The following is a 26,980-nucleotide window of genomic DNA, read 5'->3' as shown; positions in this document are numbered from 1 at the left end:
AATTCATTCCTGTATTCTGATACTTCTGACATAAACAGACAAAAATTTACTAATGTATTCCCTTTTGCCGTTATTTCTAGTATATTTTTCTTATGTGTAAAATTTATTATTTATAGGTGGGAAACATTTTGAGAGCAGATAAACATCACAAAAAGCGCAAGTGGCCGAAAGTCGTCGGAATCATCGTTCTTCTATTACTAGTAGCTGTCGGCGGTTACGCCTATTCAATTTATCATTCATTGAATAAGACAGCTGAAACGATGAATGAAAATATTGACCGTCCGAAGTCTGAGAAGCGAACGGAAGAAGTAAAATTCGATAAAAAACACCCATTCTCTGTTTTACTGTTAGGAGTAGATGAAAGAGATGGCGACAAAGGTCGTTCAGATTCTATGATTGTCGTGACGGTGAACCCTCACGAGAAAACAACGAAGATGATAAGTATACCTCGTGATACACTCGTCGAAATCGTAGGCAGGGGAACGGAAGATAAAATCAACCATGCTTACGCTTTCGGTGGCGTCGAAATGGCCATGGACACAGTAGAAGAATTCCTGGATATTCCGATTGATTATTATGCAAAGATCAATATGGAAGGTTTCAAGGACATTGTAAATGCTGTCGGTGGAGTAACCGTAAATAATGAATTCACTTTCTCTTCTGGTAGCTATACCTTTAATGAAGGCCAGCTTTCGTTAAGTGGCGACAAAGCTCTTGCTTATGCTCGTATGAGAAAACAAGATCCACGTGGAGATTTCGGTCGTCAGGCAAGACAACGTCAAGTCATCCAGGCGGTTATTAAAGAAGGCGCCAGCGTATCGTCCCTATGGAACTATGGAGATATCTTTGGAGCCATTGGGGAGAACGTGAAAACAAACCTGACCCTTGATGAGATGGTCGACATACAGAAGAACTACAAATCGGCGACAAAAGATATTTCTCAAAGTCAAATTGCCGGTGAAGGTGCCAAACTTGGCGGAATTTACTACTACATCGTTCCTGAAGAAGAGAAACAAAAAGTACAGAGTGATTTGAAGGATCATTTGGATTTGAATTGATATGGATGAAACCGGCCTTTTTGGGGTCGGTTTTTTATTTTGGACGGGAAAGGTAAAAGGACAGATACATTATGCAGCTGCCCCTTTTTCTTTGATTAATAGTGATTTTCCCAACCAGACACCACCTGCAATAGAGAGTAGACCCAAAAGCGAGAGAAAGAGCAGCGACGCTTTTGCCCCATCTTGATAAGGTAAGTCCGTATAATACCCATGGGTTTCATCCGAGATTCCTTTTATCCACTGAGTCTCAAGCTTTGATTTCGTATCCTCGGTAAAGTCACTCTTCTTTACGATTCCATTTTCATTGATTGTATAGGTTCTGAAGCTGGTCGTTGAGTCGTCCTCTTTAGAAGGAGTCGTGTCCAGGCTGGCGATAAATGCTTCTTTTCCTGTTTGGTTATCCTTCATTAGCTTGTAATGAATAAAGCCTGAGTAAGGTTTCATCCCTTCTTCTTCAGGATGTACCTTATGCCCTTTCAGCTTCGCCTCCACTTCATCGTTTATTTCAAAGATGATGGTGGCAGGATTGCTTTCACTTTCCACATACGTATTCAATTTCACACCATGAAAGACTTGGACTGCATCGACCATACCCTCTTCTTGTAAGGAGACGAAATCATATCTTTTATCAAAGGCGTTCTGGTAGAAGGTTTCTCTAACGGATTGGATTAGGAAGTAAGCTACTAAGAGAATGATGATGATGCCTGAAATCACTAAGAAAGTACTTATGAATAAGAATTTTTTTCTTTTTTTATGATCCATTGTCTCTTCACCCAAATCTTAAATTAGATTTTTTGTATGCGGTTACTCTCTAATGGGTGTGAAGTTTTCAATTTTACTGCGGATAAATTGAATGAACTTGTCGTCACCTTGAAGCTCGAATACGATGAGTGCCTTCTGCATGTATTTCTGTGCGTCTTTAAGGATTCCTTGAAGCTCATAGTTGTAGCCGATATGATAGTGAAGTTCTCCCAAAAGGTACATATTGTCTTTCAGTACACACCAATCGATCGCTTCATTACAATACTGGATGGACTCATCAAAATTCTTCAATCGTGTAAGGACTCTGGCGATATTGTAGTAAAGTCTTGTTCTAAGCGTGAAGTCATGAAGATTGGGAAGAGCAAGGATATGTGTTTTCACTTCCTGATAGATTTCGAGAGCCTTCTTCCAATCTCCTTCTTCAGAATACATGACCCCAATGGTGAGAAGGATCTCAATTTCACGTTCTGTCCAGATTTTATCTGTCGTATGGGACAAAGAGATGGCTTCTCTCAGGATTTCCTCTGCTTTCTCCACATTCTTATTAAGCTCGTATTGATAAATTCCTTTATGCCATTGAAGTAACTGAAGATTCCGATTATTATTAAAGAACAGAGGATTCTCTTCTTCTGCTGTTACGATTTCTTTCATTTCCTTATAGTTCATGCTTCTTCTTGCGATCTGAAGCTGCTTGCTGACTTCTTGTACATAGTCTAAACGGGGTGTCATTCCTATATCAAAGAAGTAGTTCACGTCTACACCCAACTTCCTTGATATTAAGAATAGTGTTGAGGCGTAAGGGAACACATCACCTTTTTCAATCTTACTGATCTGAGCCTGGGTACATATTCCTTCCGCCAGCTCTTCTTGGGAAAGACCGATGTTCTTACGTAATTCTTTTATCTTTTGACCTACAACACTAAAGTCCATTTACATCTCTCCTAAAAAAATATTCCTATAATTATATTTTTCTTTCAAAAAAAGCGAATGAGCTATCTTTAGGTGCTAAAAATGGTCCATAAGCCCCTAGAATGCCTCTCATCACATTTTTAATATATGGTTTAATATTATTATAACTCTATAATCAATGATACCTAAAATTACTCTATTTGAAAAAGGGAGGAAATACCCATGAAAAAACGTTTGTTAACATTCGCTACCGCTTCTGCCTTACTTTTAGGAGCTTTTGGAGCCGTTCAGGCCACTTCCATTCAATCAGCTGAGCTTCCACCTGTATATTCTCCATCAAGTACAGATGTGGCAGCAGAACTTCCACCTGTTTATTCTAAATCGAGCGTGGAAACAGCTGCAGAATTACCGCCTGTATACGCGAAGAAAGAACTACCACCTGTATATTAATACTATTCGTCTCCAGAGCCTGGAGGCTTTTTTATTTCTTTGAAGCCCGCAAAGTAAGGGTTTTCATTTCTTTCGGATCAACATTGCCGCTAAATGGAGAAACTCCCCTACACTAAGAGTAACACACAGGTCCGTCCCTCAAAATATTCTTTTAAGAATATGCCTCGAGTTATATTAATGGTGAAAACGAGACCTATCGCCGTTAATTCAAAACAAATATCCCCTGTATTGCTTTCTGGTGCCAAATACCTTATTCAATAAAATTTGATAGGATAAAAGTACAATAAAAGAAAGGGGGCTTCATGATGAATAACATAAGCATGAAAGTAAATCCTCTATACTCGGATTTGGATATGTCGATCCAATTCCAATTTGAATTTTCCAAAGGTGATTGTAAGGTCGGGCAAGCCATGGTATCCACCTATGCCATCAACAACAATGTGGAATACCGCAAATCTCAAAGCGTGACGATCGCTAAAGTTGAAAAGTGTGCCGTCATTGATCAGTTCGAGATTGCAGGTGACCTTGGAGAACCCTGTATGAACAAGCTCCGACACTTCCTGAAAGTGATCGGGATGAAAGAAATTCATTCTGGTTATGACATGGCGCGGGAAAGAATTAGTAACTAAGGTTTTGTTTAGATTAGATTGAAGAGGCTGTCTTATTATGAGGCAGTCTCTTTTTGCACCTTCGACTTTAAAACTTTCTCATCATTCTTTTAAAAACGATATACTTTCTTCTATTCGTTTGTTTTAACCTGACTAAGACCGGCAGTGCTACTATCTTCATTCCACTGATAAGAAGGGCTGCATAGGCAAATGAGTTCAGTAAAAAGTAATTCAAGTTGAGTATTAATACTACTATCGAGCATAAGCTCCATAACGCGGCCTCCATTCCTACCCTACCCTCGAATGTCATTTTCTTTTTGCAGAGTAAAGCAGGGAGCACTGCAACGATGACGGAGGCAAGTAGCAGGAACAGTATGGCATAGATCATTCCTATAATCGCTGTTATCATATGAGTTCCTCTTATTTTAATTGAATCTTACCTCTGTTTCATTTCACCTTTTCCACAGTAAAATCCTTCTAATTTAAATATTTATATAGTACCTTCCCAAAAGTACGATAAAAGAGCTTTGGCATTGGCCAAAGCTCTTTATATAAGTGTTTCAATGGCGAGATGAGCCACTACCCTGCTTATCAAGCTCTGATCGCGAGTGTAGAATCGATTTCCACCTTTTCCGTGGAGATTATTTCGGTATGCAGCAGGGTTTGAACCGTTCCGTTTATATGTCCGGGTGTATGAGGGACGGACCTTACTCAATGGATTGTAAATCGCCCATCCAATTGATATCAGGATACCCCCCTTCATGAGTACTTTTCGAGTTGCTCAATCCCGTATCGTAATAACCGTCTATACTATTCTCAATATGAATCACATAAGTGTAATCATTCCATATTGTTCCTTCTTCGATCGCATCGTTCGAAACATCCGTCAATCTCTTCAGGAATTGGTTTGCTATGGCTCTCATTTCGTCCTCCGGTGTTTCCTGTGGGACGACGATGTTGAATTCCAAAGGGCTCTTTTGAGAATGGAGGATGACTGCGTGGGATACTGTATTTTCCACGATATAGTCTCTCGCTTCATTGAACCATTCAGTACGGAATTCCGTCGGTTCTTCTCCGAGATACTTTATATCCTTACTCAGAGACTTTGAACCTCCGTCATTCTTAAAAAGAGCTACCGAAGTAATAACGGATTCACGATCAATGAATTGGATCTCTTCCATTGAATTTGGCTTAATTTTGTTATTACCTTGTATTTGCATTTCCACCATATAATCACCATATAAATAATTCGCTGAATATACACCTTCCAATGCATTCATGAAATAATACGGTTCACCCAGGGTCGCAATGACCTGGTCCAATGTATAAGACGGGCTGATATTGGAACGGACCTCCAATAGTGTCTTTTCATCTTGGAAGTAAAGGAGATAATCCTCAACCCGATCATATCCTTTGTGACCCTTCTTGGTGTCGAGATTCTTGTACTTGTCCTTATATATCTCCTGTATACCTTCCATGGAATCTCCAATCGTAAAGGAAGTTCCGACGAACGTTCCATTGGCTGCTTTTTCCTTGAAAGCATTTGGATTGTTCAGGATCATAGAAAAATCAAAGGCAGGGAGTGGAGGTGGTGTATCCGCCGGTTCATTCTTGTCTTCCTCTTCTTTTTTCTCCGGCACTTTCTCTGCTTCTGCTTCTTGCTCCTGATTCTCTTTCACATCATCGACGGGTGTCGCCGATTTTCTGATGGAGGCTTTTTCATCTATTATCTTTTCATCCCACTCGTCAGTTGGTACGTATGTGAGTTGATCTGTAGTCTCTTCTTGTATTTCTTTTTCATTTTCTTTCACCAAATCTTCCTTAAACAGATAGCTGCTGCCCAGGATAGAAAGGATCAGGATGATGCATAAAGGGACGCCAAGATTGATGAAGATGGACTTGACCGATGATTTCTTTTGTTTTTCATTCCTTATTTTTGTCAAGATGGCCCTTTTTTGACTGACAGGCTCGGTGTTCTTGAATACTTCACGCTCTATTTCATCCTTTATATTGTGCAAAGGGTCCTTATTCATTGGGAATCCTCCCTCCCATTGTTTTCTTCAGCTTCTCTCTTCCCCGGTCCAGCCTCGTTCGAACCGTCGAAGGATTGATCCCGAGCATGTCTCCGATTTCCCCAGTCGTTAATTCTTCATAGTAATATAATAGTATGACTTCTCTATATTTCAGGGGGAGTGAGTATACATGAGAGGCAACTGATTCATTGTCTTCGCTCGTTATGAGTTCTTGTTCCGGTGTAACGGACGTCTCTTTTTTAAGAATGGTATGAAATGTATGTACGATCGTATTTTTCCTGAAATAAGCCGAGCGCTTATAATCTTTACATAAGTTAATGGCAATTCTATAAATCCACGTTTTGTAAGAGGATTTATGATTGAACTGATGGAGGGCATGAAAGGCTTTAATGAAAACCTCCTGAGTAATATCCTGGGCAGCCGGCCAGTCTTTCACATAGAGATACACCAATTTCGTCACCTGTACTTCATACTCATCAATTAAACTCTCAATCAACCTTTCCTCACTTACCTCCATCTGCATCACTCCCCCCTTCTCATGTTGTATCACTTCATCCATTTGTTATCCTCCCCCGAGTGGACGGGAAACCCGATTTTCCGTTTCCACACTGGAACCAGGTCCGTCCCTTCTCTTTATAAGTTTAATGTATTTTTTTACATTTTTGTCAGTTATTCATTCATTAGACGCGACCGGTAGGAAGTGTGTCTCAATTTTAGATGATTTTTCTTGTATTTAGTTTAATAGAAAAAACGCATCCTTTATATTGGGATGCGTCTTTACATGTATTATTCTTAATCAGCACCGAAAAGGAAGGTCCGTCCCTCAATGCGTTAAAGCGGTGAGTGAGGGACGGACCTTGGTTAGATTAATGAATTTATGATCAAGAGGCTAGCGATTCTGCTTGTCATGTCCCTGATGTCGAGTGTCGGATCGATTTCCACGATGTCCATGGTGGTTACCTTAGGGTGCTGCAGGGCGGTTTGAACCGCTTCCGTTAACGTGTCCGGGTGCATGCCTCCTGGACCGATTGCCGGGCAGCCCGGTGCGTATGCCTGGTCGAGGACGTCCATGTCTACTGAGAGGTAGATGGTATCGACCTGGGATTCTAATTGGGCTATGGCGTCTTGGATGAGTTCTGCGATCGACGAGTTGTTTTGTCTAACGTCCTTCATGGTATAAACTGTAACACCCTGCTCAACGGCATAGTCATGATAGGCTTTAGCATTGGCGTAATTGCGGATACCTATCTGAATCAGGTGCTCACCCTTGATGTGCCCCTCTTCTAATAACCTTCTAAAAGGTGTCCCATTGGTAGGGCCTCCATCTTCCGTGTTCCGCAGGTCATGGTGGGCATCGAATTGGATGATACCTACTGTACCTTTGGTTTCCTTGATGGCTTTGACCGTTGATGTTGTGATGGAGTGGTCGCCTCCAAGGATGATGGTGAAGGGTGCTGCGTTTGTGTTCGTTGCGTCTTTGACTGACTCATAGATTCGTTGATGGCAGTCTTCTATCGAGGTTGGGTGCATGGTGATGTCCCCGAAGTCGACGATAGCTTTCTTGGCTTCGGCTAGGTCCGTCCCTCTTTCGATGTTGTACGTCGTAAACGAGTTCAGGCAGCGTCTGATTGCATCGGGTGCGAAGCTTGCCCCTGAGTGGGAGATGGAGGGTTTGGAGAGGGGGGCGCCAATGATGGCGATGTCCCCTTTCATTCCTTCTCCCCATGATGTCAGGAGTTCAGCTGCCTTCGTTGTGTAGCGGTCTTTAAATTGTGCTCTACCCGACTGCTTAATGTGTTGAAATGTGCTCATGAAGCTTCTCCTTGCGGTAGATGATGCGGCCGTTTTTCATGACAGTGTGGGTGTGGTTGACCCCGTAATGGTATGGAACGTAATGATAGTTTGGTACATCCCACAGGACGATGTCGGCTTTACGTCCTTCTATCAGCTTTCCTGCCGAGTCTCCTCTGTTGATGGCATAGGCAGCGTTGACGGTGACGGCGTTCCAAATTTCTTCCGGCGTCATTTTCAGTTGCAAGGATGCAAGATTCATAATGAACTGTAGGTTCTCTGTTGGTGAACTCCCCGGGTTGAAGTCGGTTGACAGGGCTACCGCGGCCCCCGCTTCCATCATGCCTCTTGCGTTAGCAAACTTGCCTTTGTTCAGGTAGAAGGATGTGCCTGGCAGTAGGACCGCGATCGTGTCGGTTTCACCCAGTGCCTGGATGCCTTTTTCAGATGCGCCAACTAAGTGGTCACCGCTCGTGGCTCCGATCTCGGTTGCCATTTCCGTTCCGCCGAGTGGATCGATTTCGTCGGCGTGAATTTTTACTGAGAAGCCTTTTTCTTTTGCTTTTTTCAGGAACTCGCGGGATTGTTCTACTGTGAATACCCCTGTTTCACAGAAGATATCGACGAATTCAGCCAGCTGACCTTTTTCGATATCGTTCAGCAGGTGGAGCATTTCCGTTAAAAATTCATCGGAGCGACCTTTGAATTCCGGTGGGATCGCGTGTGCTCCAAGGAATGTGGAAACGATGTCTGCCGGGTGCGATTCGTTCAGCTGTTTGGCTACTCTCAGCTGTTTTAGTTCGGTTGGACGGTCAAGGCCGTAGCCGCTTTTCGCTTCGACAGTCGTGACTCCGTATGAAATCATCCTGTTTAAATGGAAGCGAGCTTTCGTGAGCAGCTCTTCTTCTGATGCTTCGCGGGTGGCACCTACTGTAGATAGGATGCCTCCCCCGCGTTTCAGGATCTCTAAGTATGGCACTCCCTGCTGCTTGAGGGCCATTTCGTGTTCACGTGAGCCGCCGAAGACCAGGTGAGTATGTGGGTCAACAAGACCTGGTGTGACGAGCTTTCCTTCTGCATCGATACGTTCCGTCGCTTTGAGGGATTGTGCTTCTTCATGCGTTCCGATCCACGCGACAAGTCCGTCCCTGATAGCCAGTGCCCCGTGCTCTGAAACCTTGAGTTTACTCATTTCCTCGCCTTTTAGAGGTCCGTCCCCCTGATCCATCGTAAGGAGCTGTCCGATGTTGTCGATGATGGTATCGAAGTGTTTTTCTGTTGTCATGTTATTCTCCTCCTTTGTTCATCGGGATGTGGATGTTGTGTTTTTCGGCTGTTTTTTCTGCAATGTCGTAGCCCGCGTCGACGTGGCGGATGACGCCCATTCCCGGGTCTGTTGTCAGGACTCGCTCCAGACGTTCTTGAGCAAGGTCCGTCCCATCTGCAACGACGACCATACCAGCATGTAGAGAGTACCCCATTCCTACTCCGCCACCGTGGTGGAAGGAGATCCATGAGCCGCCTGCCGCTGTGTTGATGAGGGCGTTCAGGATTGCCCAGTCTCCTACTGCGTCACTTCCGTCCTTCATGCTTTCGGTTTCACGGTTCGGTGAAGCAACGGATCCGCAATCCAGATGGTCACGGCCGATGACGATCGGCGCTTTCAGTTCTCCGTTTCGGACAAGTTCGTTGATGGCAAGACCCATTTTCACACGCTCGCCATACCCCAGCCAGCAAATACGGGAAGGCAGCCCTTGGAATGCCACTTGCTCCTGTGCCATATCGATCCAGCGATTCAATGCTTCGTTTTCAGGGAAAAGCTCTTTGATCAAACGATCCGTTCTATAGATATCCTCAGGATCTCCTGACAGAGCTGCCCAGCGGAAAGGTCCTTTTCCTTCACAGAATAATGGACGGATGTAGGCTGGAACGAAGCCAGGGAAATCAAAGGCATTGTCGACTCCTTCATCCTTCGCTACCTGACGGACGTTGTTGCCGTAGTCGAATACGATGGAACCTCTATGTTGGAACTCAAGCATTGCTTCCACGTGTTTAGCCATGCTTTTTTGTGAAAGTGTTGTGTAGGCTTTCGGGTCCTGTTTGCGAAGCTCTGTTGCTTCCGCCAGTGAATAGCCTTCAGGTACATATCCGTTCAATGGATCATGTGCTGATGTTTGATCGGTCACGATATCGATTTTGACGTCACGTTTTAACAGTTCATGATGAACTTCAGCCGCGTTTCCTAGTAAAGCGATGGAAAGAGGCTTGCCCTGGTCACGTGCTTCATAAGCCATCATCAGTGCTTCATCGATGGAATCTGTCTTCACGTCACAGTATTTCGTGTCAAGACGCTTTTGGATGCGCTCTGCATCAACGTCTACTGCAATCACGACTCCACCGTTCATCGTAACGGCCAGTGGCTGCGCACCACCCATTCCACCTAGACCAGCTGTAAGTGTGATGGTTCCTTTAAGTGAGTTATTGAAATGTTTCTTCGCAAGTGCTGCGAACGTTTCATACGTCCCTTGCAGGATCCCTTGTGTCCCGATATAGATCCAGCTTCCCGCCGTCATTTGGCCATACATCATGAGGCCTTTTTGATCCAGCTCATGGAAGTGCTCCCAGTTTGCCCATTTCGGTACAAGGACCGAGTTAGAAAGAAGGACTCTTGGAGCCGCTTTATGGGTTTTGAACACACCAACCGGTTTACCGGATTGAACAAGCATGGTTTCGTCGTTTTCCAGGTTTCTGAGCGTGTGAACGATTGCGTCGAAGGACTCCCAGTTACGGGCCGCTTTTCCGATACCACCGTATACGACCAAATCTTCCGGAATTTCCGCTACCTCGGGATCGAGGTTATTGTAGAGCATGCGGAGTACCGCTTCCTGCTCCCATCCTTTACATTCAAGGTCCGTCCCTCTTTTTACGTGTACGATGCGTTTGTTTGCTTTAACCATTTGTCGTTTCCTCCTTTGTTTTGGTTGGTTTGATGAGCGTGCTCAGTGTTGTTTGCTGCAGCCACTGGTTGGCTTTTTCTATATCTTTCGAGAAGATCCGGTCCTTTGTAATGGAAGGAATGACCTTTCTCGCTGCTTCATAAAATTGTCGTGTTTTGCTGGCCAGGAGGTCCGTCCCTCTATGCTCTGCTGCCTGTAGGTTGCAGATGAGTTCGACGGCCAGGACTCTTCTTGTGTTCTGTAAGATTTGGTAGGCATGTCGTGATCCGATTGTTCCCATGCTGACGTGGTCTTCCTGATTGGCGGATGATGGGATGGAATCGACACTGGCCGGATGGGCGAGTGTTTTGTTTTCGGATACGAGTGATGCGGCACAGTATTGCATGATCATGGCACCGGATTGGAGACCAGGTTGTGGACTCAGGAACGGCGGCAGATCATTCAGCTGCGGGTTCACTAATCGTTCGATACGTCTTTCAGAAATGTTTGCTAGCTCTGCTATGGCAATCTTCATAAAATCCATGGCGAAGGCGATCGGCTGTCCATGGAAATTCCCACCTGAGATGATTTTTTCCCCATCATCAAAGATCAGCGGATTATCTGTCGCCGCGTTCATTTCGATTTCAAGCTTTTCTTTTACATAGTCAAGTGCCTGCCAGGATGCTCCATGTACCTGTGGGATGCATCGTAACGAATAGGCGTCCTGGACTCTGAGTTCTCCTTGTTTCGTTGTCAGTTTACTGTCTTCCAGGTAATCCCGGATTCTTTCGGCCGTAGCGACCTGCTGAGGATAGCCTCTTACTAAATGAATATCTTCGTCGAAGGCATCCATGATTCCTCTAAGTCCCTCTAAGGTCAGACTTGCAATCATCTCGCTTTGGAAGGCAAGTTCCTCTGCTTCCAGGTATCCGATGACCCCCATTGCCGTCATCGCTTGCGTTCCGTTGATGAGTGCCAATCCTTCTTTTGCCTGAAGCTGGATAGGGAAGATATTTTCTTTTGAAAGGACAGGAAGGGTTTGATGGACTTCTCCTTTATAATGGACTTCTCCTTCTCCCATCAGAGCGAGTGCTAAATGGGAAAGTGGTGCTAAGTCGCCGCTTGCTCCCAGTGAACCCTGCTGTGGCACGACTGGATGGATCCCTTTATTGAGGAATTCTGCCAGGCGTTCGACGATGACCGGTCTCACACCTGAGTACCCTTTTAAAAGGGCGTTGCATCTCAGTAGAAGCATGGCACGGGAAACATTCTCCGGGAACGGATCACCCACACCGCATGCATGGGAATGGATCAAGTTAAGCTGAAGCTCCTCCACATCATCCGCATCGATCAACACATCACTGAACTTCCCAAAGCCCGTGTTGATCCCGTACACCACACGCTTCTCCTTCACAATCCGCTCAACCGCCTCGCGACTCTTCCGCACCCGCTCCATACTAACCGGCGAAAGCTCCACCTGCTCCTTCCCATAAATAACCCTCTTCGCCTCATCCAAACTCAAACTACAACCCGTCAACTCCACCATTACAATCACCTCTTCATATTTTTAGGGACGGACCTCTGTAAGTTGTCTCTTCACAACCTCAGTGTCGCTATACCCCTCTAAATCGCTATCTTTGCTTTTTCGTTCTTTAACGCTTTAAACCACTCTGGGACGGACCTCCAACTCTTCCATGTCCACCCCCTAAAGAGTCTCTTGACTCAAAATTCCACACAAAAAGAGGCTCGACCAAAGACAGACTTCTGCCGTTGGTCGAGCCTCCTTTCAACTAATATCTCTAGGCTCTAGATTATTTAAATATGATTAATTCCAAGTCCGATTGTCTCGTGCTCAAGCCCCTTAATGGGCGCACCAATCGTCCCGTATAAAGCAACCGCTATCCATTCGCCTTCCTCTTCACTCTCATATGGAGTGCCCCTTACAACCGAAAAGCGCAATCCCACGGTGCGCAGAATCTCACCCAATTGCGTATGGCCGCGGGTCACACCCGTTAATGCCTCCATGATGGCGTGGTATAAGGCATGCATTTCCCGGTACAAATCTTCCCGGACGAGATCACTTCGTTTTGCTGCTGTTTCAATCGCAGCCACGATTTTTTGACTGTCCATGGATCCGATTTTCCCGGTGCAGTAACTCCAATTCAGTTCATTGAAATGACGATTCCACTCTTCTTCATCCCTTTCTACGAGAAGAAGTAGCATGGCATTCTTTCCGATACGAGTATGATCTGTCTTATCCAAGTGGCATTCGCACCTTACATGAAAATTCTAAAAATACTAATAACTACTTATATTGTATGGTCTGACCGGTAAGAGGTCAACGAAAAAAGTGCTGATTTTAGAAACTTAGAGAGGTAGTTTGGTAGCGTGGTAAAGGGTTTTGGAGGGCATATCAGGTAGGAACAGATGAAGTGTTCCCTAGTTTTAACATTGGAGGTCCGTCCCTCAAAAATTAAAAAAGACGTACCTATTCAGTTTAGGTTCGCCTCATTCCTCCTTTACTCTTCTTGTTTTTTACCTTTCCCTTTGAACACTTGGGGATTGTTCATGAGATAAGTGACCGTGCCTTCATCACTTTTCATGCTGAGATAGGATAATATGTCATGTTTATCCTCCTGTGAAATCGGATCATCCATCGTATACAAAGGCTTGATATTTAACTTCTCCACTCCATTCCGCTTCTCCAGCACAATCTTACAATCCCTTGGTTCCCTGTCATCTATGCGAACAAACTTAAACGGGATTGAATGATCCTTGTCAATCGGAACGGCAAACAAAGTCGAAAATCCATAGGTTTCAAGTATCTTATCAGAGTACATGATGCTTTCTAATGCATGGGAAAACCCTGGGGGACGATTCACGACAACGAGCTTGTTGTAATAAAGCTGACCTTGAAACACAACTAAGTGCTTTTTGGATTTCCTGATACTCCTCTGTGAAACGTGAAAATCCTCAAACACCAATATAAAGTCTTTTTTCATATTTTCTCCTCCTCAGTGTAGGAATTTGGTCCTATAAACATGAATTTCGACATAAACATCTAATTTCCTTTATATTTTTACAAAAATATTTTATTTTTTTACAATTTTAATTGTATTTTCGTCAAATTCCTTATTTAGGCCTTCCTTCTCTTCTTCTTTGTCTACATATTCTTTATAAAGCTTCACTTCTGAATCTGGAAAATAGGCCAGTGTCCTCTCCTTTGAAAGAAGCGGATTGTCGATGGAATGAACGTATGAGGGGTAGCTGCTCCAGGGGTAATACTCGGGGACGACAGTGAGTTTTGCTTTGACAGGATTTTGGTGAATATACCTGCTGACCTTAATGAAATAGGCAGGGGTATCAATCTTGGTTGACCCATATCTTCCTTGAAAAACATGTCCGACATAGTCATACTTTTTATTGAAATAAATGGCATAACGGGTATGAAGGATTCTGAAGATCTGTTCGAGTGGAACATCGTGGGTTTCGATCAGAAGATGAATGTGGTTGGACATTAAACAATAAGCGTGGATGGTAAAAGGAAACTTTTCTTTCGTATCCTGCAAATAGGATAAATACTTCTTTCGGTCTTCAATGTCATGAAACAAGTCTTGCTTCCGGTTCCCTCTTGCTGTCACATGATAAGTGGCTCCCGGACACCAATCCCGAGGCATTCGTACCATAACATCACTCCTTCTCTCAATTTCGTACACTAACCTATTCGACACAACTCCGCAAAATCCTCTTTTTTTTGAGGGACGGACCTCTGAAAATTCACAGTAGACGTTAAATCAGGCCGCTTGTCTTCAATTTCAGAATTAGAGGTACGTCCCTCATCTTTATTCTTCTATTAGTAGATAATCTCTTCTGCTCGTTTCCCCGCTGGTAAAGCTATTTTGAGAATAGTAGATCACACGCTGTTTACCGTTGTGTTTGGTACTGAAGACCAGGTTTGACTCTGCCTTCAAACGGATCCATTTGACCTTTCCTGTTAAACTGGGTGTCTTTCCTTCTATATATGTGGCGTGAATCTTTCTCCCTTTGTTCGAATCTCCCATTCTATCTTCCACCTTTACCCCAATTCGACAAAATTACAATTATATTTACATTTTAATACGTTCTAATGTAAATTTGTATACTTTTTCCAAATTTTTTATATTCGTAATCAATACTAGTATTTCAAATTGTGTAATTTACCATTGATGGCTTTTAAAACCTTTATCTTGAAGAAAAAAGGGATAGTCGGTGAAGAGAATGGACTTACAATTAGAGTTAAAGCATTATCGGAATGACGTATTGGAGCTTACTCAGAGAGAAGCAGCCATTCGTTTAAATATCAATCAGAGTACGTTATCGAACTATGAAAATGGCACAAGGGACACCCCGTATAAAATGATCCTTACCTTTAAAGAAGTCTATATGATTCCTACCCATGAAATGAACCGGATTATGTATGGCGAGGAAAGTGGCGGTCTTGGTAATAGTCACAATCCCATGATTCTAAGAGAAAACTTCGAAGATGAAGAAAACAGGGAAATCCTGAAGATTCTTCAGGATTTCCCCAAATTCAAACGTACCCTATCCTCCCTCACCTACTTCACAGAGAAACGCAAAGAAAAATTCATTACCCAGGTCAATCACCTGTATCAGACGATGAAGGATTGGTAAAGCATTTCGAGAGGGACGGACCTCGAGAAACCCCGACTAGAATAATAAATATGAAGAGAACGGCATTTTATCTAAATTGTTCTATTAATGAAGGTCCGTCCCCAATAAAGACAACAAAAAGCGCTGAGATTCCCATCAAGGATTCTACAGCGCTTTTTGGTTTAAAGTATATCCAGTTTGTAATTCCTGTTTCAGCCAATCGATCATTTTGTCTGTATCCATATCGCCTTGCTGACCTTTGTCATAAGCTTTCTGGATAACAGAGAGAACGTATTGTTCCTTGCTCACGTTTCCTTTCAAAAAAGACAACCTCCTACTATATAAAACAGTTTCTATCACTTTATTACACTATTAGACGGAAGTTCAAACATCAATTACTAGTTATATTACCATATATATACAAGATTCTACAAAATATTTTTCGACACAGTTCAAAATAAATAGGTTATAAGACCTATTAAAACTTAGCATATATTTCCGATAAAATGTTGGTATGGGGAAAAATTAGCGTTCGTCAAAAAAAATATACATACGTTCGTTATTGTTTAGCAGCTTCAAGTCGGGAAAAGGGGGAAATTTAGAATGGCATTTTTAACGCCGGAAGAGGCAATGAGAAAGAAGAAAACACAGAAAGTAGTTACATACGTAAGTTTCGTTATTATTACGATTCTACTAATTGCAGGGACTACCTACTTAACTTATCAAGCATAAGCATACCAAAAGCGTCCATTCGACGCTTTTTTATTTTATTTCTCAATTCGTTCTACAATTTATGGAAAAGTTCGATGATTTTCGATAGAATAAGAGGTGGAATCTATTCAAGCTGGAGGACAACATTTTATGCATAGAGAAGTCAGACTATTCAGGGGTTTGAAACAGCCATCAATCTTCTTTTATCAACTTAATGAGATGGAGGAATTAAAAGGGTATAAGAAACGCGTCTCATTTCTCTTCTTATTATCCATTGTTATATTCGGTTTGATCTCGTCTTTCGGAATAGGAATGGACCCTTTGTCTAAAGAATTGACAAAGCTATCCCCAACTGTATTCGAGTTGGAGAAATTTTTATTTTTCTTAGGCAGGCTTATAGCCGGAATGCTTTATGCGGCCATCATCCTCTTTTTTTCATCATTAATTTTCTGGACCATTTCCAATGAGGGAGAATACCGTAAACTGGTTATCACTCAAGGTCTGGTCTTAATCATTTTATTATTAGAAAAACTCACCTATATACCATTATCCCTATTCTTTTCACTTGAATGGTACTCTTCACCACTCTCCTTAGGGGTAATTACTCAATATTTAACGTCAAAATCGTATGTGATCTATTTAATGGGAAGCTTCTCCCTTTTTAAAGTTTGGGTTTTCTACATTCAATACAAAGGCATCAAACAGTTGACCAATCAAAAAAACTGGATCATCTGGTTAGTGATTCTCTTGACCAATCTATTCCTGTGGTCTCTTAACGCACTACTCGCTTTCTTAAACATATCAACCTTAATTTAACTATCTAAAGGCTGTGAACATGATGAATAGAAAAACTATTTTTTATAGCACTTTAACACTCTCCCTCTTATTTGTTGGTGCGAATACATATCTCATTGAAAAAGCGAACAGCAAGGTCGACCGCGAAGTCCGGGTAGCCAATTGGGAAATCAGCGGAAAAGACGATCTGGTTAAAGAGCTTCCGAAACCGGGTGTCGTGACAGCTGAAGAAGAAAATTACATCTATTTTAACGACAAATTTGGCTCCTTCAAGAAATTCCTGGTTAAAGAGGGTGACCAGGTGAAATCCGGAACGCCACTTTATGAATACGAAGTAACGGATCAAACTCAGCAAAAAAGCGTTCTCGAGTCAGAAGTGGAACAATTGGAAGATGAGATTGATAGTATTGAAGACAACATCGATGATTTGGAAAGTCTGGAATCGTCCCTCCCTTCCACTTCAACAGACGATAAAGAAATTCCGATTGATGCAAGTGCGCTTCAGTCGGAGTACGATATAAAAAAAGAAATTACGGCTAAAGAATTAGAAATTGACCGTTTAGAAAATCAAATCGATAATCTTGAGCGCCAAATTTCTGATATTGAATCGTATGAAACAACGTTAACGGTTCAAAGCAGTGTGGACGGGACGATCAAGGAACTTTCACATGCGATAGATAACCCATTGATTACGATTGCCTCACAGTCCACCATCGTAACGACTGATCTTACGGAAAAAGAAATCGTAACCGTGGAAGAAAATATGAGCGCGATTGTTCAATCCGACATTGAGAAAAAGACTCAAAAAGGAATCGTGACCAAAGTGGCCACCCTCCCAAAAAATAATCCACACTTGCAAACGGACAGCATGTATCCTGTAGAAGTGAAACTTCAAGACGCTGAAAATAAGCTTCTTCCAGGTCATCATGTTTTCCTGTCGATCATCACGGAGGAAGTAAAAGGTGCATTTGTCGTGCCTGTTACTGCGATTGAAAAAGAAGGCTCTTCTACATTCATCTGGATTCTTACTAAAAAAGGAACCGTTGAACAGCGAAAAGTTGAAACAGGGCTCCAAGTAAATGGACAGCAACAAATCAAGTCAGGCGTAAAGGCCGGGGAATACTACATTGTTTATCCCGGTGACATTCCTGCTTTAGAAAATGGTACTCCTTTCATAACGGGGATTGACTGGAATCGGATCAGGTTGCGTGATTTGAAGAAAGTAGACCGACCGACGGTTTTAGAAAATCTGCTGGTTGGAATATTGGAGAGAAAATAAAGGGATTAGTCGCATTTGAAGCCGGAATGGTTTCGATGCGACTTTTTTGATGAATTCATGTCCATGAGGAAGATTCATTTTTCTATACATACTCCTTCTCAACCAACAAATACTATTGGTTAATCACTAATGAAAAGGAGCGCTCACCATGAAAACACTCAAACGCCTCATCATCCTCACACTCCTTCTTTCCCTCCTGGCATTTTCCTTCCCATCCACCTGCCTATTCGCAGCCCCAAACCCACCCAAGAAAAACGTCATCCTCATGATCATGGACGGCACCAACTCCGACATCGTCACGTTGTCGCGTTGGTACCGAGGGACGGACCTTCAATTAGATCGCATTTTAACGGGTGGTGTCCGGACCTATTCTGCTCAGTCGGCGATTACAGATTCCGCAGCTGCTGGATCGGCTATGGCCACAGGTGTGAAAACAAAAGCTGATTATATCGGAATGAACCCTGATGGGCGTCCTGTTCTGACAGTGCTTGAAGCGGCCAAGCTCTCCGGCTACGCGACTGGCATCGTCTCCACCTCCCCTGTTCAGCATGCCACTCCGGCTGCCTTCACCTCCCATACCCTGAATCGGGATGAATTTGGAGATATCGGAGAACAGCAGGTGTACCAGGATCTCGACGTTATCTTAGGTGGAGGTGCCGCCTGGCTGAAGCCAAAATCCAAAGACCACGTCAAGAACGATGACGGCATGCTTAAAACGAAAGAAGTCAGTCGTGAAGACGGAGAAAACTTAGTAAAGATCATCGGCTCAGCCGGTTACGATTTGGTTCTGAAGAGGGACGGACTTCTAAACAGGGCAGGATCGTCCAAACTGTGGGGGGCGTTTGCCGAAGAAGATATCGCCTATGAACTGGACCGAAAGACGTTGAAGCCTGATGAACCTTCCCTTGCGGAGATGACGGGGGCGGCAATCGACAGACTTTCTCAAAGTGAGAAGGGGTTCTTCTTGATGGTCGAAGGCAGCAAGGTGGATTGGGCCGCTCATAAAAATGATCCTGTAGGGATGATCAGCGAGGTCTTGAGCTTTGATGACGCCATCCGAGAAGCTTTGGCATTCGCCCGCGAGGACGGTAATACGATGGTGGTAGCCGTGACCGACCACGGCAATAGCGGGCTGACCCTTGGGAATCAGGGTACGAATAAGAATTATAAAAGCCAGCCTGTCGAGAAGTTTGTGGAGCCATTGAAGAAAGCTGATCTTACTGTTAAAGGCGCTGTTTCTCAACTTAAGGAGGATCGTTCAAATTTAAAAGAGGTCCTTTCAAACTATGGGTTGGGGAAATTGAGTAAAAAAGAATTCTGTGCGATGGAGGATGCCTCTAAAAAAGTGAAAAATTTAGAGGATGAAATGGTGAAGCTGCTGGCGAAGCGGGCTAATCTTGGTTTTACCACACATGGCCATACTGGTGAAGATGTCTTTTTATATTCGTATGGCCCTGGGAAGCCTGTCGGTCTTATTGAAAATACGGACATACCCAGAGCGATTTCTACGTATCTGGGATTTTCATTAACCTCCGGAGAATTTGCCTCCTGGTACGTGGATGCTGCGGAATATTATCGTGAAAGAGGTTTTGACGTGACGATCGAGGGACGGACCTCGAAAAATCCCGAGATGGTGGTGAAGCGTGGGGATGAAGAGCTGCGTTTTCCTGAAAATAAGGATTTTTATTGGAGAAATGGTGAAAAAGTGAGGCTGAAGAGCGTAAATGTGTATGATGGGGAGACTTTTTTTGTGCATGTGGAGGAGTAAGGCGGGGATTTGGGAGGCTTTGTGTTGATTCTCGCGTTTTATTTTCAATTTGTGCCGGTTTGTTTTCAATTTTGGCGTTTTATTTTCAAATTTCCGGAGTTATTTTCAAAAACACACTTTTTATTTTCAAATCGGCCTCCAACGACTGGTGTCAGGCAACTTTTTGTAGTTTTTTACTCAGTTTCAAATTTTATTATCGAGTTGGGACCATTATATTATCGACTTTCACGATTTATTATCGACTTCGCCCATTTTATTATCGTTTCTAAATATATTATCGACCCGCCCTCCCAAGTCCCAAGCGTCCAACCCCCACTCTGTCATCAAACCACACATACCAGTCACCAGCCCCGACTCACTACACAATTCGACAAACTCCTACTCCCTCACCTCATCCTCTTCCACTACTTCCCCCGCCCCATGTTCCTTTTCCCCCTCCTTTTGCGTTATAATAAAAGAATGCGATTTTATAGATTGGAGAGGTTGGTTGATGTCGATTCGTATTCAGGAGTTGAAGGATAAGTTACTTCCCATGAGTCAGTCGATACAGGGTCAGCTGGACCCGAATCAGGATGAGAGCAAGAATGTCGTTTCGAAGGGGCTTCTTTTGTTCCGTCAGAATCTGGTTTCGAACGTAAAGGTCCGGGATGAGGAAGTGTCGGCTGAGGTGCAGGATGTGACGCCTGTGACACTCGAGCTGAATTTTTCGTTTCCCCTTTTAAGTAAGTGCTCGTGTCCTCAAGGTAGTTGGTGCCGGCATCAAATGGCGACCTTTTTTATGCTATATAACAAGGTTGGGCGGGTCAGTGAGTGGATTCAGAATTGGCGGAGTCAGTCCCAGCCTGCCAGTCAGGAAACCCGGTCTTTGGATGACTTATTGAAGAAACACAGCAGTACGGGTGCTCTCCGGAAAGCAAGCGATCTATTAAACGAACGGAAAACGCGGGGAAACACGCCTGAGGAATGGTGGCAATTCTTTGACTCTCTTCTGAAGCAGGAAGACTTGGAGTTACTTGAAAGACAGCCCTATTTGATGGATGTCCTCGTTCAAAATATTACGAAGCGATTCATGAAGGAAGCACCATTCGAACGGGAGTGGAAGCCGCTATATCAGCTGTTTGCTACCTTTTATTTGTCCATACATATCGATCTGTATTTACAAAAAAGGAATGTCGAGCTGAGCCGCGAGCAGTACAGTATGTATGATTTTCTACTAGGCGAAATGGAAGACGCGGTTGAAAAACTGTCGATTCATGCCATGCCATTCAGCTTTGACCCGTACATTGCCTTTTTGAAAAAGCAGGCGATCGAGATGAGTGACTCTACAGAAAATAGTACGATGATGAAAGCCGAAGTGTACCGCTTCTTATGGTACTACTTATTCAAACAGAAGTCGTGGCGCCGTGAAGAGGTTGCTCGTTTAGAAGAAAGCAGCGGGCAGGACTCCACTTTTTACACCATCGCCATCCTCCATCAATATTTACTCCTCGAAGATTTGAACAAGGCGAGTGAAGTGGTGGATGAACTCGGTACCGAACTGGTCGCGTTCAGTGAATTCTGGCTGCGTAAATTTTTTGTCGGGAAGCGTTACGAAGTCGGTTTCTTCCTGGTACGCAATATTTTATCCAGGATGCCAGATCACTTGGAAACCCTCGATTATTATGAAGCGACCCGATTCGTTCGCTGGTTTGTGCGGATCCTGCCGATGGATTGGCTGATGGAAAAGGACAGTTCCCTTGTGAATGAACTCCTTCTATCCATGCTTCCGTACAGCTTCTTCTCGTACAATGAGTACCTCATTAGCGCGAAGGCTTATCGTGAATGGGTCGAACTGCAAAAATACATGAGCTACAGCATTCAGGAGATGGAAGGCATGGGACTCCGCGATGTGACGAAGGAAGCACCTGAACTCGCACTGCCCATCTATTATTCAGGGGTCATGGATGCAATTGATCAGAAGAATCGAGACAGCTATAAGCAGGCGGTCCGCTATATGAAGAAGATCCGGACGATTTATAAAAAAACGAAGAAAACCGAAAAATGGGATGCTTATCTCACCTATATTTTAGATAAATACAAGCGATTACGTGCGTTCCAAGAAGAGTGCAGAAAGGGTAAGTTAATCGATGCTTAAACTGTCTTCCGTAAAGATCAACGTCAACACAACTGAATATGAAGACCGTTTCTTCATCACAGCCGTAAACGAAGAAGGAGAGCTTCTGGCTCCAAAGGAATGGAAGAGTCAGCTGTTTCTTTGGCATGAAGAGAGTTTCTACGGGACTCTTCTCGAGGATTCCACAAATGGGGTTGCCGTGACTCAGTGGCAGCTTCTTACGTTGCTTGCCGGTGAGCATTTCAGCAGCATGATCCAATGGGACTGGGACGAAACCGGGCAGGCGTGTATTGCGATTGCTCCTGTGATTTACGAGGCAGTGGAAGCCGGTCGCTGGCTGCCCCGCTTCGAGGAATGGCAGGAAAAAGGACTGCAGTTTCATATCCCCGATGAGGTCTGGTCGAATTTTAATGATGAGTTCTGGAAGGAAGAGCTTCCTGATGGAGGTCCGTCCCTCAAAAATCTCACCGAAACTTGGTTTCAAGGTGCGTTGAATGAGGCGATGGCTTCGGGCGGATCGAGTGCGATGAAGCGGATTCAGAAGCTGAAGGAAAGCACGCTTACGTCTGAAGAGCTGGATGCGTATTTTGATGAGAAACGTTGGAGTGAATGGATTGCCGGTGAGGATGAAGAACTTCCGTTTTCGATCGGTCTGAGGATCTCTGAGCCTCTTGATGAGGATGAGTCCTGGGAGCTTGAGACGATTTTAAGAGACCGCAAGAAAACGAATCGCGTCATTTCACTGGCTGAAGACACAGTCCCTCCTTCCTGGAAAAAGCATCTGCCTGATGTATCCGAAGAACAAGAACGGTGGATGAAGATGATGCCGATCCTCCGCGATACGGACGGTTCATTACGAACAGCTCTTGGTGAGCACGATGCTTGGGATTTCCTATCCGTACTAAGTGAGAAACTCATCGACCTGGACATTGAAATCCTCCTTCCGTCCTGGTGGGAAGCGATGAAGGATGCTCAGGTGCTGGTAAAAGCAAAGCTGAAGAACACGGACACAAGCTATCGTAAATCCTTCGTTGGCCTGAATGCCATGCTTGATTTCGACTGGCGATTATCCATGAACGGAGTCAATCTGTCAGAGGATGACTTTAATCAGCTTGTCGATAATCAGCGCCGCTTGGTGAAGATTCGCGGTCAGTGGATGAAGCTTGATCCCGCTATGATTAGAAGGATTCAGCAAATGATGACGAAAGCGAAGCAAGAAGGGATTTCGATCCAGGATATGCTGGAGCAGGAACTTGTTCCCCGCGATTCGGATGAATCGGACCTGGAGCCCGATGACGACGAGCATGATCCTTATAAATATGCCAGGATCCAGCTTGAACTCAATCGGTCAATGAAAAAGATGATTCACCAGCTGACAAATGTGTCATCGATTCCTTTAACGGAAACACCTGACGCGTTTATCGGCGAGCTCCGTCCTTACCAGCAGCTTGGAATGAGCTGGATGCTCTTTTTACGAAAATTCGGCTTTGGCGCTTGTCTTGCTGATGACATGGGACTCGGAAAAACCGTACAGCTGATCACGTATTTGCAGCATGTAAAAGAAACCGAGAATCCGGATACCCCTTCCCTAATCGTTGCCCCTACCTCCGTTCTCGGAAACTGGCAGCGGGAGTTGGAGAAATTTGCTCCTGATTTGAAGGTCCACCTTCATTATGGACCGAACCGGGCGAAAGGCGAACAATTTGCCAAGGAGATCAAAGGTGTCGATGTGGTCCTCACCTCTTACGGCTTGTCCCACATCGACTTTGAAGAACTATCGGAAGTCGTCTGGACATCGATTTCCCTCGACGAAGCACAAAATATCAAGAATGCCAATACGAAACAATCCAGGGCGATCCGTAAACTCAGCGGTAAGCATCATATTGCGCTCACCGGGACCCCGATGGAAAACCGATTATCGGAGCTGTGGTCCATCTTTGATTTCCTTAACCACGGGTACCTCGGTGGTTTCACGCAGTATCAGAAAAACTATATTGCTCCCATTGAAAAGGATGAATCCGAAGAAAAAGTCAAAGAGCTTCAGGCAAAAATCAAGCCGTTCTTATTGCGTCGTACGAAGAAAGATCCTGAGGTGGAATTAAACCTGCCTGAAAAACTGGAACAGAAAGAATATTGTCACCTGACCGCTGAGCAGGCAGCACTCTATGAGCAGCTGGTAAAAGACACTCTTGCTAAAATTGAAACATTGAGTGGATTTGAGCGCAAAGGATTAATACTGCAAATGCTTAACCAGCTGAAGCAGTTATGTAACCACCCTGCGCTCTACTTAAAGGAACCGGATCCTAAATCGATTCTCTCCCGCTCTGAAAAAATGCAGAAGCTGAAGGATATCATAGAAACTGCACTGGAATCCGGTGAAGCATGCCTGATCTTCACGCAATATATTTCAATGGGCGAAATGATCCAGGAAGTGATGAAAGAAGAATTCAACGTTGATGTCCCATTCCTGAACGGCAGCATGGCAAAAGGAAAACGGGATGAACTCGTGGAGAAATTCCAAAATGGTGAATTCCCAGTATTCCTGCTTTCATTGAAAGCCGGCGGAACCGGATTGAACCTGACCGCAGCCAACCACGTCGTCCACTACGACCGCTGGTGGAATCCGGCGGTAGAAAACCAGGCAACCGACCGTGCCTATCGAATCGGACAGCAGCGATTCGTTCATGTTCATAAACTTGTCTCTTCAGGGACACTTGAAGAAAAAATCGATGCCATGCTAATGAAAAAACAGGCATTGAATGATGAAATTATCCGCAGTGATCAGTGGGTTACGGAATTGTCTAATCAGGATCTGGAGTCATTGTTGGTGTTGGAATAGTTGTAGGTGACCTCTTTCCTTTTGTGGGAAAGGGGTTTTTTGGTAGGTGTGGCATGTGAAATTGAGTGTGCTGGCGTTTTAATAGTAGCTAATGGGGTTATTTTAAAAGGGTTTTGACAAATTAGGGTTTGGTGTGATGTTTTTTTGGTCTTTTTTTACAAATATAATTGTAAAAAATGCGTTTTTTGTATACAGATTCGTTTTGTTGTGCCGCTTCCGAGCAAACTTGTGCCGCTTTTGGACTTTGCTGTGCCTCTTTTTAACTTTGTTGAGGCACTTTCCACAAAACACGTGCCAAAATGTGAACAACTGGAATCATTATCGTTCACCACAAGCGAAGGTCTAATACAATCGCACTCTTTGCCAAGCAAAAAAACGCCGGCCCCCAAAAGGAGACCGACTCAATATGAAGACATTAAGGGGAACGACTACTTTCTTACTCACTGCTACACATGTTTATTTCTAATGAGGTAGGTTTGAGGCATGTTGCGGTGACCATTGGCATTTGAGACAGCTGCTTATTAGGTTGGTTGGATTGTTCGTATGGAAAGAATTCTCGATGAGGGTGTTTTACTTATGATGAGGTTTTCAAAACTGGATTCGGGTACTCGTATCCTTGCTCAAGGGCTGTCACCCGTTGAGATAGATAGAAATTTTCGACGTTCGCTCTTGCTACTTTTTTGATGAGGTCTTCTGTTAACTTTTCCATTCTGTCGATTCTTTGTTCAAGATCTTGCAGTGTGGCCACAACTCCATCTCCCTTATAAAAATATTAGAACGGTAATTCGATTGTTTCTTTCTTGCTTGTCTCTGAAGCATTTACAGGCTCCCGCTTACTGTCCATAAATCTGACATTTTCAGCGACGACTTCCGTTACATACGTACGCTTTCCCTGATCATTCTCATAATGACGGGTTTGTATGCGACCCGTCACTCCAACGACAGATCCCTTTCGGCAGTATTTCTCCATATTGTCTGCAGCCCGGTTCCAAACGGTACAGAGTACGAAGTCTGTATCAATTTGGCCTTTTTGATTCTTGTAGTTACGATTCACAGCTATTGTAGCGTTAAGTATCGATTTTCCTTCCAATGTCTTTCTTGCTTCAGGATCTTTGGTCAGCCTTCCGACGATGGTCACTTGGTTGATCAATTCGCTTCGTTCCCTCCTTTCTCTTAAGGTGTTTTCATCTTACAACCATCTCTCCTATGTTGTAAAATCGTAAATTTCCGAAATTCGAGGCGAAAATGGCTTGAATTTCCGAAATTCCCCTAGGGAGATTTTCTGTTTTTTACTAAAAAGCGGGGTCAAAATCACAAAATTGCATCTTTCGTTCTTTTTTTCATCGAGGAATTTGTTAGGGAAACAATTCCTACTATGATATAATTTTATAAAACCTTTAAATGGGAGATGTTCGTTCATGAAAACCTTTAAAGTTATTTCACTTCAAGTAGTGGAAAACGATGAACTGCGTGACTTTGAAATTGTGGACGGTCTGATTATAAATAAAGAAGATGGACAGAGTACATGGCTCGTCGAAACATATTTGTCGAATGAATATATTGAATTCTTTCAAGAGGCTCAACAAAGGAAGGAAGATTTGGAAATCCAAGTCGTCATTTCTCATAAAGCCAATGACCCGGCTGCTTTCATGACATCCATCCGTTGTATTAAAGAGATGGATGACCATATTAGCATTATGTTTGAGGGGAAATTGAAGAAACAGCGCAACGAATATGCTGAATTACTGTTAGACGACTTAGTTCAAAAAGGATACTCAGGAGAAGAACTCATTCGCGAATTCCGTGAGAAAATGGTATCGAAACCGCGTATTCCGGCCACTGCTAAACCTAGTGTTTAATTATACGAAATTATGTAATATCCATGTGAATTTTTATGATATAATGAAATTAATTTTTGTGACTTCAGTTATGAAGTTCTTAGGTAGGTGTCCCTTGTGATCGGAGAAAGAGTAAAGAAATACCGACAAGAAAAAAGAATGTCTATGACAGAGCTTGCTGAAAAAGCCGGTGTCGCTAAGTCATATTTAAGCTCAATAGAACGCAACCTTCAACAAAATCCATCTATCCAATTTCTTGAAAAAGTGTCAGCTGCTTTAGGAATTCCGATGGATGCTCTATTACATGATCAATCAGAAAATCAGAATATCGACCATGAGTGGCTCAAAATTGCGGAAGAAGCTATGGATTCCGGTATTTCAAAAGAGCAGTTCCGTGAGTTCATTGAATTTAACAAATGGAAATTAGGTAATAAATAAAG

The 26,980-nt window shown here is 43.6% G+C and carries 28 protein-coding genes; 12 read left to right on the top strand and 16 right to left on the bottom strand.

All coding sequences use genetic code 11. The annotated features are described in order from the left end of the window. The first annotated feature begins 128 nt into the window (after positions 1 to 128). Positions 129 to 1,058, top strand: coding sequence for a polyisoprenyl-teichoic acid--peptidoglycan teichoic acid transferase TagU (gene tagU, locus ACFQWC_RS19795; RefSeq protein ID WP_341357152.1), 930 nt, complete (start codon positions 129 to 131; stop codon positions 1,056 to 1,058). A 69-nt stretch (positions 1,059 to 1,127) separates the two neighbouring features. Here tagU and ACFQWC_RS19790 read toward each other — a convergent pair whose 3' ends face one another. Together ACFQWC_RS19790 and ACFQWC_RS19785 are read right to left on the bottom strand one after the other, a co-directional pair. Beyond that, complete coding sequence (locus ACFQWC_RS19790; RefSeq protein ID WP_377108882.1) at positions 1,128 to 1,820, bottom strand: hypothetical protein; 693 nt, start codon at positions 1,818 to 1,820, stop codon at positions 1,128 to 1,130. 42 nt (positions 1,821 to 1,862) lie between these two features. Further along, complete coding sequence (locus ACFQWC_RS19785; RefSeq protein WP_299744216.1) at positions 1,863 to 2,750, bottom strand: helix-turn-helix domain-containing protein; 888 nt, start codon at positions 2,748 to 2,750, stop codon at positions 1,863 to 1,865. Between the two features lie 201 nt (positions 2,751 to 2,951). Here ACFQWC_RS19785 and ACFQWC_RS19780 point away from each other — a divergent pair, with 201 nt between their 5' ends. Beyond that, positions 2,952 to 3,179: a hypothetical protein gene (locus ACFQWC_RS19780; protein WP_299744213.1), complete on the top strand. Its 228-nt coding sequence runs from the start codon at positions 2,952 to 2,954 to the stop codon at positions 3,177 to 3,179. A gap of 305 nt (positions 3,180 to 3,484) precedes the next feature. Continuing rightward, positions 3,485 to 3,808, top strand: coding sequence for a hypothetical protein (locus ACFQWC_RS19775; protein WP_377108881.1), 324 nt, complete (start codon positions 3,485 to 3,487; stop codon positions 3,806 to 3,808). Between the two features lie 67 nt (positions 3,809 to 3,875). Here ACFQWC_RS19775 and ACFQWC_RS19770 read toward each other — a convergent pair whose 3' ends face one another. The 11 genes from ACFQWC_RS19770 to ACFQWC_RS19720 form a co-directional block, all read right to left on the bottom strand. Then, positions 3,876 to 4,196, bottom strand: coding sequence for a hypothetical protein (locus tag ACFQWC_RS19770; protein ID WP_377108880.1), 321 nt, complete (start codon positions 4,194 to 4,196; stop codon positions 3,876 to 3,878). A gap of 298 nt (positions 4,197 to 4,494) precedes the next feature. After that, on the bottom strand, positions 4,495 to 5,820 hold the full coding sequence (locus ACFQWC_RS19765) for a hypothetical protein (RefSeq protein ID WP_377108879.1): 1,326 nt from the start codon (positions 5,818 to 5,820) through the stop codon (positions 4,495 to 4,497). Continuing rightward, positions 5,813 to 6,379, bottom strand: coding sequence for a sigma-70 family RNA polymerase sigma factor (locus tag ACFQWC_RS19760; protein WP_341357157.1), 567 nt, complete (start codon positions 6,377 to 6,379; stop codon positions 5,813 to 5,815). Before ACFQWC_RS19760 ends, ACFQWC_RS19765 begins: the two co-directional genes overlap by 8 nt. A gap of 302 nt (positions 6,380 to 6,681) precedes the next feature. Continuing rightward, positions 6,682 to 7,632 (bottom strand): formimidoylglutamase, encoded by a 951-nt coding sequence (hutG, locus tag ACFQWC_RS19755; protein ID WP_377108878.1) that lies wholly within the window; start codon positions 7,630 to 7,632, stop codon positions 6,682 to 6,684. Beyond that, positions 7,610 to 8,896 carry an imidazolonepropionase gene (hutI, locus tag ACFQWC_RS19750; protein WP_377108877.1) on the bottom strand — a complete coding sequence of 429 codons (1,287 nt, stop codon included), beginning with the start codon at positions 8,894 to 8,896 and terminating at the stop codon, positions 7,610 to 7,612. The genes hutG and hutI overlap by 23 nt, the downstream gene beginning before the upstream one ends. A 1-nt stretch (position 8,897) precedes the next feature. Then, positions 8,898 to 10,568 (bottom strand): urocanate hydratase, encoded by a 1,671-nt coding sequence (hutU, locus tag ACFQWC_RS19745; protein WP_377108876.1) that lies wholly within the window; start codon positions 10,566 to 10,568, stop codon positions 8,898 to 8,900. Next, positions 10,561 to 12,093, bottom strand: a complete 1,533-nt coding sequence (hutH, locus tag ACFQWC_RS19740) for a histidine ammonia-lyase (RefSeq protein WP_341357161.1) — start codon at positions 12,091 to 12,093, stop codon at positions 10,561 to 10,563. Before hutH ends, hutU begins: the two co-directional genes overlap by 8 nt. Positions 12,094 to 12,362: 269 nt before the next feature. Next, the gene (hutP, locus tag ACFQWC_RS19735; RefSeq protein ID WP_299744185.1) at positions 12,363 to 12,809 is read right to left on the bottom strand and encodes a histidine utilization transcription antiterminator HutP; all 447 of its coding nucleotides are present in this window, start codon (positions 12,807 to 12,809) and stop codon (positions 12,363 to 12,365) included. Positions 12,810 to 13,066: 257 nt separating this feature from the next. Then, a complete protein-coding gene (locus tag ACFQWC_RS19730) occupies positions 13,067 to 13,549 on the bottom strand; it encodes a hypothetical protein (protein WP_299744183.1) in 483 nt (160 codons plus the stop codon). A 90-nt stretch (positions 13,550 to 13,639) separates the two neighbouring features. Beyond that, the gene (locus ACFQWC_RS19725; RefSeq protein ID WP_299744181.1) at positions 13,640 to 14,233 is read right to left on the bottom strand and encodes a transposase; all 594 of its coding nucleotides are present in this window, start codon (positions 14,231 to 14,233) and stop codon (positions 13,640 to 13,642) included. Positions 14,234 to 14,389: 156 nt separating this feature from the next. Further along, positions 14,390 to 14,608: a hypothetical protein gene (locus tag ACFQWC_RS19720; protein WP_299744179.1), complete on the bottom strand. Its 219-nt coding sequence runs from the start codon at positions 14,606 to 14,608 to the stop codon at positions 14,390 to 14,392. Between the two features lie 196 nt (positions 14,609 to 14,804). Here ACFQWC_RS19720 and ACFQWC_RS19715 point away from each other — a divergent pair, with 196 nt between their 5' ends. Further along, on the top strand, positions 14,805 to 15,218 hold the full coding sequence (locus ACFQWC_RS19715; RefSeq protein WP_299744177.1) for a helix-turn-helix domain-containing protein: 414 nt from the start codon (positions 14,805 to 14,807) through the stop codon (positions 15,216 to 15,218). Between the two features lie 144 nt (positions 15,219 to 15,362). On the opposite strand, the gene ACFQWC_RS19710 is transcribed toward ACFQWC_RS19715, so the two are convergent. After that, positions 15,363 to 15,518 carry a YwzD family small protein gene (locus ACFQWC_RS19710; protein WP_299744175.1) on the bottom strand — a complete coding sequence of 52 codons (156 nt, stop codon included), beginning with the start codon at positions 15,516 to 15,518 and terminating at the stop codon, positions 15,363 to 15,365. A gap of 282 nt (positions 15,519 to 15,800) precedes the next feature. On the opposite strand from ACFQWC_RS19710, the gene ACFQWC_RS19705 reads away from it, so the two are divergent. The 6 genes from ACFQWC_RS19705 to ACFQWC_RS19680 all read left to right on the top strand — a co-directional run bounded on the left by ACFQWC_RS19705 (position 15,801) and on the right by ACFQWC_RS19680 (position 24,702). Beyond that, a complete protein-coding gene (locus ACFQWC_RS19705; RefSeq protein ID WP_299744173.1) occupies positions 15,801 to 15,929 on the top strand; it encodes a hypothetical protein in 129 nt (42 codons plus the stop codon). Positions 15,930 to 16,058: 129 nt separating this feature from the next. Then, positions 16,059 to 16,724 carry a hypothetical protein gene (locus ACFQWC_RS19700; RefSeq protein ID WP_377108875.1) on the top strand — a complete coding sequence of 222 codons (666 nt, stop codon included), beginning with the start codon at positions 16,059 to 16,061 and terminating at the stop codon, positions 16,722 to 16,724. 19 nt (positions 16,725 to 16,743) lie between these two features. Continuing rightward, positions 16,744 to 17,982, top strand: coding sequence for an efflux RND transporter periplasmic adaptor subunit (locus ACFQWC_RS19695; protein ID WP_377108874.1), 1,239 nt, complete (start codon positions 16,744 to 16,746; stop codon positions 17,980 to 17,982). 148 nt (positions 17,983 to 18,130) lie between these two features. Beyond that, positions 18,131 to 19,750: an alkaline phosphatase gene (locus ACFQWC_RS19690; RefSeq protein WP_377108873.1), complete on the top strand. Its 1,620-nt coding sequence runs from the start codon at positions 18,131 to 18,133 to the stop codon at positions 19,748 to 19,750. Positions 19,751 to 20,240: 490 nt separating this feature from the next. Then, positions 20,241 to 21,884, top strand: a complete 1,644-nt coding sequence (locus ACFQWC_RS19685) for an SWIM zinc finger family protein (RefSeq protein ID WP_377108872.1) — start codon at positions 20,241 to 20,243, stop codon at positions 21,882 to 21,884. Further along, complete coding sequence (locus ACFQWC_RS19680) at positions 21,877 to 24,702, top strand: DEAD/DEAH box helicase (RefSeq protein ID WP_377108871.1); 2,826 nt, start codon at positions 21,877 to 21,879, stop codon at positions 24,700 to 24,702. Before ACFQWC_RS19685 ends, ACFQWC_RS19680 begins: the two co-directional genes overlap by 8 nt. Before the next feature lie 574 nt (positions 24,703 to 25,276). On the opposite strand, the gene ACFQWC_RS19675 is transcribed toward ACFQWC_RS19680, so the two are convergent. Next, positions 25,277 to 25,450, bottom strand: coding sequence for a hypothetical protein (locus tag ACFQWC_RS19675; protein ID WP_188048404.1), 174 nt, complete (start codon positions 25,448 to 25,450; stop codon positions 25,277 to 25,279). 24 nt (positions 25,451 to 25,474) lie between these two features. After that, positions 25,475 to 25,852: a single-stranded DNA-binding protein gene (locus ACFQWC_RS19670; RefSeq protein ID WP_341357166.1), complete on the bottom strand. Its 378-nt coding sequence runs from the start codon at positions 25,850 to 25,852 to the stop codon at positions 25,475 to 25,477. Between the two features lie 268 nt (positions 25,853 to 26,120). Between ACFQWC_RS19670 and ACFQWC_RS19665 the strand changes: the two genes are divergently transcribed. Both ACFQWC_RS19665 and ACFQWC_RS19660 read left to right on the top strand, forming a co-directional pair. Beyond that, positions 26,121 to 26,561 carry a YwpF-like family protein gene (locus tag ACFQWC_RS19665; protein ID WP_299744155.1) on the top strand — a complete coding sequence of 147 codons (441 nt, stop codon included), beginning with the start codon at positions 26,121 to 26,123 and terminating at the stop codon, positions 26,559 to 26,561. A gap of 96 nt (positions 26,562 to 26,657) precedes the next feature. After that, positions 26,658 to 26,978, top strand: a complete 321-nt coding sequence (locus tag ACFQWC_RS19660) for a helix-turn-helix domain-containing protein (RefSeq protein WP_377108870.1) — start codon at positions 26,658 to 26,660, stop codon at positions 26,976 to 26,978. Positions 26,979 to 26,980: the final 2 nt, after the last annotated feature.

Source organism: Rossellomorea sp. GCM10028870, from assembly GCF_042666755.1.
Classification (GTDB): domain Bacteria; phylum Bacillota; class Bacilli; order Bacillales; family Bacillaceae_B; genus Rossellomorea.
Note: the sequence above shows the minus strand (reverse complement) of the source record. Positions and strands in the feature narration are given on the sequence as shown.

Coding starts and splice junctions, on each gene's coding strand:
- ACFQWC_RS19790 (WP_377108882.1), bottom strand. CDS start 1,820: ATGGATCATAAAAAAAGAAAAAAATTCTTATTCATAAGTACTTTCTTA.
- hutI (WP_377108877.1), bottom strand. CDS start 8,896: ATGACAACAGAAAAACACTTCGATACCATCATCGACAACATCGGACAG.
- ACFQWC_RS19720 (WP_299744179.1), bottom strand. CDS start 14,608: ATGGGAGATTCGAACAAAGGGAGAAAGATTCACGCCACATATATAGAA.
- ACFQWC_RS19690 (WP_377108873.1), top strand. CDS start 18,131: ATGAAAACACTCAAACGCCTCATCATCCTCACACTCCTTCTTTCCCTC.
- ACFQWC_RS19695 (WP_377108874.1), top strand. CDS start 16,744: ATGATGAATAGAAAAACTATTTTTTATAGCACTTTAACACTCTCCCTC.
- hutH (WP_341357161.1), bottom strand. CDS start 12,093: ATGGTGGAGTTGACGGGTTGTAGTTTGAGTTTGGATGAGGCGAAGAGG.
- ACFQWC_RS19680 (WP_377108871.1), top strand. CDS start 21,877: ATGCTTAAACTGTCTTCCGTAAAGATCAACGTCAACACAACTGAATAT.
- ACFQWC_RS19730 (WP_299744183.1), bottom strand. CDS start 13,549: ATGAAAAAAGACTTTATATTGGTGTTTGAGGATTTTCACGTTTCACAG.
- ACFQWC_RS19715 (WP_299744177.1), top strand. CDS start 14,805: ATGGACTTACAATTAGAGTTAAAGCATTATCGGAATGACGTATTGGAG.
- hutU (WP_377108876.1), bottom strand. CDS start 10,568: ATGGTTAAAGCAAACAAACGCATCGTACACGTAAAAAGAGGGACGGAC.
- hutG (WP_377108878.1), bottom strand. CDS start 7,632: ATGAGCACATTTCAACACATTAAGCAGTCGGGTAGAGCACAATTTAAA.
- ACFQWC_RS19760 (WP_341357157.1), bottom strand. CDS start 6,379: ATGGATGAAGTGATACAACATGAGAAGGGGGGAGTGATGCAGATGGAG.
- ACFQWC_RS19700 (WP_377108875.1), top strand. CDS start 16,059: ATGCATAGAGAAGTCAGACTATTCAGGGGTTTGAAACAGCCATCAATC.
- ACFQWC_RS19705 (WP_299744173.1), top strand. CDS start 15,801: ATGGCATTTTTAACGCCGGAAGAGGCAATGAGAAAGAAGAAAACACAG.
- ACFQWC_RS19780 (WP_299744213.1), top strand. CDS start 2,952: ATGAAAAAACGTTTGTTAACATTCGCTACCGCTTCTGCCTTACTTTTA.
- ACFQWC_RS19785 (WP_299744216.1), bottom strand. CDS start 2,750: ATGGACTTTAGTGTTGTAGGTCAAAAGATAAAAGAATTACGTAAGAAC.
- ACFQWC_RS19765 (WP_377108879.1), bottom strand. CDS start 5,820: ATGAATAAGGACCCTTTGCACAATATAAAGGATGAAATAGAGCGTGAA.
- ACFQWC_RS19665 (WP_299744155.1), top strand. CDS start 26,121: ATGAAAACCTTTAAAGTTATTTCACTTCAAGTAGTGGAAAACGATGAA.
- ACFQWC_RS19685 (WP_377108872.1), top strand. CDS start 20,241: ATGTCGATTCGTATTCAGGAGTTGAAGGATAAGTTACTTCCCATGAGT.
- ACFQWC_RS19770 (WP_377108880.1), bottom strand. CDS start 4,196: ATGATAACAGCGATTATAGGAATGATCTATGCCATACTGTTCCTGCTA.
- ACFQWC_RS19775 (WP_377108881.1), top strand. CDS start 3,485: ATGAATAACATAAGCATGAAAGTAAATCCTCTATACTCGGATTTGGAT.
- ACFQWC_RS19725 (WP_299744181.1), bottom strand. CDS start 14,233: ATGGTACGAATGCCTCGGGATTGGTGTCCGGGAGCCACTTATCATGTG.